Origin of the sequence: Lentilactobacillus hilgardii DSM 20176 = ATCC 8290, from assembly GCF_000159315.1 — a bacterium.
Taxonomy (GTDB): domain Bacteria; phylum Bacillota; class Bacilli; order Lactobacillales; family Lactobacillaceae; genus Lentilactobacillus; species Lentilactobacillus hilgardii.
The window spans coordinates 372,258-377,417 of sequence record NZ_GG669992.1 but is presented as its reverse complement, the minus strand read 5'-3'; the positions used below and the strand labels follow the sequence as shown (position 1 = coordinate 377,417).

Here is a 5,160-nt window from a genome sequence, read left to right as displayed (position 1 = left end):
TTTGATTAATACCTATTGCCTAACTGATACGCCCTTTCTTCACCCTATTTTATCAGCCTACATTTATTTTTCTAAAATTTTCAGCAAACTATTATATTGACTTAACATCCAAGATTTATAATTCTTATTTGCCGGTAACGTTTCAGTTACTTTCAATACAGGAACTTTATTCTTATGAGCAAGAGCAACCAAGTTGTTGACCGTTTTATCATCAACTTGAGAGTTATAAACAAAGAATGCAATCTGACGTCCTTTGATACCGTCTTGCATTGCCTTAATCGTCTTTGGTGATGGATCTACATCCTTTTCAGTATCATTTTCAAATTGAGAATCGCCAACTTTAAAACCCATTGCGTCAAGTGCGTAATCAAAGACTGGTTCGCTGACATAAACATCCTTGTTCTTACTCTTGGCAGAAACTTGTTTTAACTGGGCGATCTTTTTATCAACCGGTTTAAGAGATGCGATATACTTCTGAGCATTTTTCTTAAAATATTGTTTATTTTTAGGTTGAATCTTTCCCAACTTAGTTGCAATCGTATTTGCTAATTTTGGCATCGTTTTGGGATTATACCAAAGGTGAGGATTGTCCCCGTCTTTTTTACCCATTAAATCCTCGCCAACCTTTATGTAGTCGGTTTTTTTGTTACTGGAAACCAATTTATTCATCCAGCCGTCATAACCAATTCCATTAGCAATTACCATCTTCGACCCAACAATGTTTTTTGCTACCTTGGTTGTTGGCTCATAGTCATGGGGATCAATATTGGGGTTAGTGATAACGGATGTCACCTCGCCTTTATTACCGGCAACCGCTTTGGCAACTTCACCGTAAAAGTCCGTTGTTGCGGTAATTTTGATTTTACCATTGCTGCTTGATGAATGACTTGAACAACCCGCAACAACTATGCCAAGCGTTACAATTAAAAATGCAAGTAACACGAATTTGAATCTTAATATTTTTCGAAACATTTGTCTACCTCTTCCGTTTTTTAAATAGTAGCGATTACTCTTACGATGATAATATAAAAAAAGTTACTTGTAAACATGAATTTGAAAACTTTTCATGATTTCAAGTAACTTCAGTACCTTTATCAAAGATAATAATTGTGAATTAAATCCTTTCATATCACTCTATATTCTTATAATTTGTCAAAACAAGTTGATAAAACTGACTCATCGTATAAGCTTTATGAAAATACTTCTTACCTGCTTTTTTATAATAGCCAACCGGATCTGTATGATCCGAACCACCCATGTATTTGGCAACCGAGCCGTGCGACCAAACTGTTCCCTTGCCGTCGTAAACAGCATCGTTAGGCTTCAGGTTATATTCATCAAGTAAATAAGCTGTATAATATGCTGCATTTTCCACCTCATGTGCAAAGCTCTTTTTACTGTGCATCTCAATTTGCTCAAACTGAATAAACCTGGCATTTCCAGGATAACCAACACCCCAGCATAGGTAGTCTGTATTGGCAATATTAATAATATGATCGTCATCTACAAATGAATGAACAAACGCATTTCGATAATTCTTCTTCATATACGCAATTTCATCAAAAATCGTGGAGTTTGGATTGCCGGTCTCATGAATAACAACGCCTTCTGGCTTACCTTTACCATGACGATACTTATAATGGGGGAATCCCTTCCAAATTTGTTTGGTAATTGTAGATGGCGAATAATGATGTGCAGAAATGTAATGGTTAACTGAAGCTGCATTTGCAGTTACATTAACTATTATCAACATGATAAGAACAGTTAAAACCGTTAAAAAAAGACTGTTAATTTGTTTTTTCACTACTAACGTCGCCACTTTACTTACAATTTTGTATTCAAACTCTATGCTAATCATTCTCTGCGCCCCTTGCAAGCAACTATAACAAAGCTTTATAACTGCTTTTTAAGAAATGAGGTTTTGAGTGCAAATAATGGTTGCTTACAATTTTCAGGTGTATTATGTAACCGGATTCAGTAATGTTGATTTAACTCTAGGGGAGGTTTTAAGTTATGACAAGTTTTCCAAAACGCGGTGCTGATGACCGCCTACTTTCACCAGAAAATTCATTAATTACCTTTATTGATTATCAATCAAATCAAATCAATTCAATTGGGTCAATGAAACATGCCGATCTTGTTCACAATGCCGTTTTAGTTGCCAAGATCGCCAACCAATATAAAGTTCCCATCGTTCTCTCAACCGTTAACGTTCATACAGGTAGGAATCAAGATACCATCTCACCATTAAAAAAGGCAATTGGGGACGTTCCGTCATATGACCGAACATCCATCAATGCTTGGGAAGATAAAGATTATAACGACGCTATTAAAGCAACGAAACGTAAAAAAATTATTATGCTTGGTCTTTGGACTGAAGCATGTCTCACATTCCCAACGATTGATGCACTTGCGGAAGGATACGACGTTTACCCGGTTGTTGACGCGGTCGGTGGCACATCACCTCTGTCTCATGAAACTGCCTTACGTCGAGTAGAACAAGCTGGTGCCCATCTCATTACAATTCCACAATTAATTTGTGAGTACCAACGTGACTGGAACAGATCCGATACTGTCCCTGGATTCGTCCAAGATCTATTTGAAGATGGTGCTTTTACACCGCTTCAATAATTCTCATTGAGTACGTCAAAAAAGAGTTTTCAACATCCTTAAATGATGTTGGAAGCTCTTTTGTTTAGTTAACTTAGTATCATTTTCGATGCCTAACGCGCATGATCACAAGCCATATCAACTGGATAAATAATATAAACCCAAACAGCACACACCAAATTGCCAGCGATGTCATCTGATAAGCCGGTGTATTGATTGCTCCTGTCGCATCGGTTTTCCTTAACCAAAGAAAAGTGGCTCCAACTATAAAAAGGACCAACCAAAGAATGCTGGTCATCTTCCACCAATTCATTAAAGTTCCCCCCATCTGCACTAAATTTAAAACAAGCCTTCGAAATTTAAGAAAGTTGACTAATAATAGCATTTTATTATTCATCAAAAAATGCCGATATATAAATTATATATCAAGCATTTTTTTGATGAGATAGTTACTATTATTTTGACACATGCTCAGATGTGGTTTGACCACTTCGTGCAAAAGCCGGTCTCAAGAAGTGCAAACCCAAGCCGAGAACCACACCGACAACTGCTGGTGCTACCCAATCCATTCCAAGATTTGCAAATGGTAAGACATTATGTTGAAAGGCACCCAATGCTTGGCCAAATGCGCTTTGGCTGACAACTGGCGGAAACGCAGCAACCATATCCAATAGTGCCGGAACTGTTGTGAAACCAACAACCAACGCATAAACTAATGGATCGCGATTAAAGAATGGCGAAAAGACTGATAGCAAAATCAAGACCATTGCGAAAGGATATAAGAACATCAGCATTGGCGTTGACCAGAGAATGATTTGATCAAGACCGAAGTTAGCAGTAAAGAATGATGCAAAACATGTTAATGCCAGCCAAGTATGGTAGCTGACCTTTGGAAAATGTTTATGGAAATCTTGTGCAAAGGCAGCCACCAACCCAACAGCTGTCGTCAAACAAGTAACCGTAATCAACGTTGCCAAAAGTGCGTGACCAATACCGCCAAGGTAATAAGTAACTAGTTGATTAAAAGCAACACCACCGTCTGCAGATACTTTATAATTAGCCAAGGTTGTGGCACCTAACCAAATTAGAACAACATAGATAAAGCCAATCATTGATGTCGCAAACACCCCTGCCTTTGCTGTTACCTTTGCATTACTGCTTGGCCGGGTCTTGCCCAATTGACGAACAGCCGTTACAACCGTTACCCCAAAAGCTAAACCAGCTAGCGCGTCCATTGTGTTATAGCCTTGAAGAAAGCCATTAAAAAAGCCGGCATGTTGATAAGCAGCCGTGGCTGCTTGGTGTGAGGCAGAACCCATAGGATGAACAGCCCCCCATTAAAAATACTGAAAATAATAGCAAAAGAAATAGTGGATTTAAAAGTTTACCAACCGAATTCATCACGTTGGACTGATGATAAGAAACCAGAAAAGCAGCTCCAAAGAAAAGAACTGAAAAAACAAACAATCCAACGTGGGCCCATGAATCCGGCAACATTGGCTGAACACCGACTGTAAAGGGTACCGTTGCAGTACGAGGGGTTCCAAACAGCGGCCCAATCGTTAAATGAATTAATACCATAAAGACAAGCGCAAAAACCGAACCAAGCGGTACCCCGATATCATAAACGCCCTCTGATCGGGTAACACTAACGGCCAGCACTGACAAAAGCGGTAACAAGACTGCCGTTACCAAAAAGCCAACTGTTGCCAACACCCAGTGGGAACCTGCTAATTGGCCTAAATGAATTGGAAAAATTAAATTTCCTGCACCAAAGAACAAGCCGAACAACATTGAACTCACAACAAAATATTCTTTTTTAGTTAACGGATTTGGATTTAAATCTTGTAAATCTTTCATGCCCAATAGACTCCCTTATTAATACAATTTTTAACCGCAACCTAATCTGACCAATGTCAATCTGAGATTTCAAGACAACCACTCCCCTTTTAAATTAGTAAATAAATTACTCAACGCAAAAAAGCGCCCCTCATTCAGTATTCACTGAACTAAGGGCGCTTACGGCACTGTACCACCTTATTTTGCAAAATTATTGCTAATTCTACCTCTCTCACGTACGGCTTTCAAGAAGCGATACGCTAACACGTTAATGGGTGTTACCAATGCACGTTACTTTCACAAATTCGATGCATCGCTCAAAAGGGATTTTCACACGTTCTTGCCTGCTTTCTCTCACCAACCAAAGCTCGCTTAAGGTTTCGAAAGTGTTACTCAACTTTCTCGCAGCGTTTTATAATTTATTGGTTCTTATACTAGTAACCTTTCATGCAAATGTCAACTTGTTTTGTAATGATTAAACGACTGGATTTTTAATAAATCGGCGTTAATTGACAATTTACATCTTAATTTGGTGTTGACTATTTCCCAAGATAACTAAAAAAGAAATATGCATCCCTATCAACATCAAATTAACACATTGTCACTTGCATTAGTCATTTTGAACAAAAAAGAACCGGGTTTTAGCTTCGAAAGCGATTTCATTTATTGGACATTGCTCCTATAATAGAATTGTACAAATAAATTTATATA

Annotated in this window: 4 protein-coding genes and 1 pseudogene; 1 reads left to right on the top strand and 4 read right to left on the bottom strand. The window is 38.1% G+C overall.

The features are described 5' to 3' along the window. Positions 1 to 63: 63 nt before the first annotated feature. Complete coding sequence (locus tag HMPREF0519_RS01785) at positions 64 to 972, bottom strand: metal ABC transporter solute-binding protein (RefSeq protein ID WP_003634129.1); 909 nt, start codon at positions 970 to 972, stop codon at positions 64 to 66. A 157-nt stretch (positions 973 to 1,129) separates the two neighbouring features. Next, on the bottom strand, positions 1,130 to 1,858 hold the full coding sequence (locus HMPREF0519_RS01780; RefSeq protein ID WP_003634126.1) for a peptidoglycan recognition protein family protein: 729 nt from the start codon (positions 1,856 to 1,858) through the stop codon (positions 1,130 to 1,132). Between the two features lie 155 nt (positions 1,859 to 2,013). On the opposite strand from HMPREF0519_RS01780, the gene HMPREF0519_RS01775 reads away from it, so the two are divergent. Then, on the top strand, positions 2,014 to 2,631 hold the full coding sequence (locus HMPREF0519_RS01775) for an isochorismatase family protein (RefSeq protein ID WP_003634124.1): 618 nt from the start codon (positions 2,014 to 2,016) through the stop codon (positions 2,629 to 2,631). A gap of 79 nt (positions 2,632 to 2,710) precedes the next feature. Here HMPREF0519_RS01775 and HMPREF0519_RS01770 read toward each other — a convergent pair whose 3' ends face one another. Both HMPREF0519_RS01770 and brnQ read right to left on the bottom strand, forming a co-directional pair. Then, a complete protein-coding gene (locus tag HMPREF0519_RS01770; protein WP_225429093.1) occupies positions 2,711 to 2,923 on the bottom strand; it encodes a DUF3923 family protein in 213 nt (70 codons plus the stop codon). 142 nt (positions 2,924 to 3,065) lie between these two features. Then, positions 3,066 to 4,470 (bottom strand): annotated as a pseudogene (gene brnQ / locus HMPREF0519_RS01765) (branched-chain amino acid transport system II carrier protein). Positions 4,471 to 5,160 lie beyond the last annotated feature (690 nt).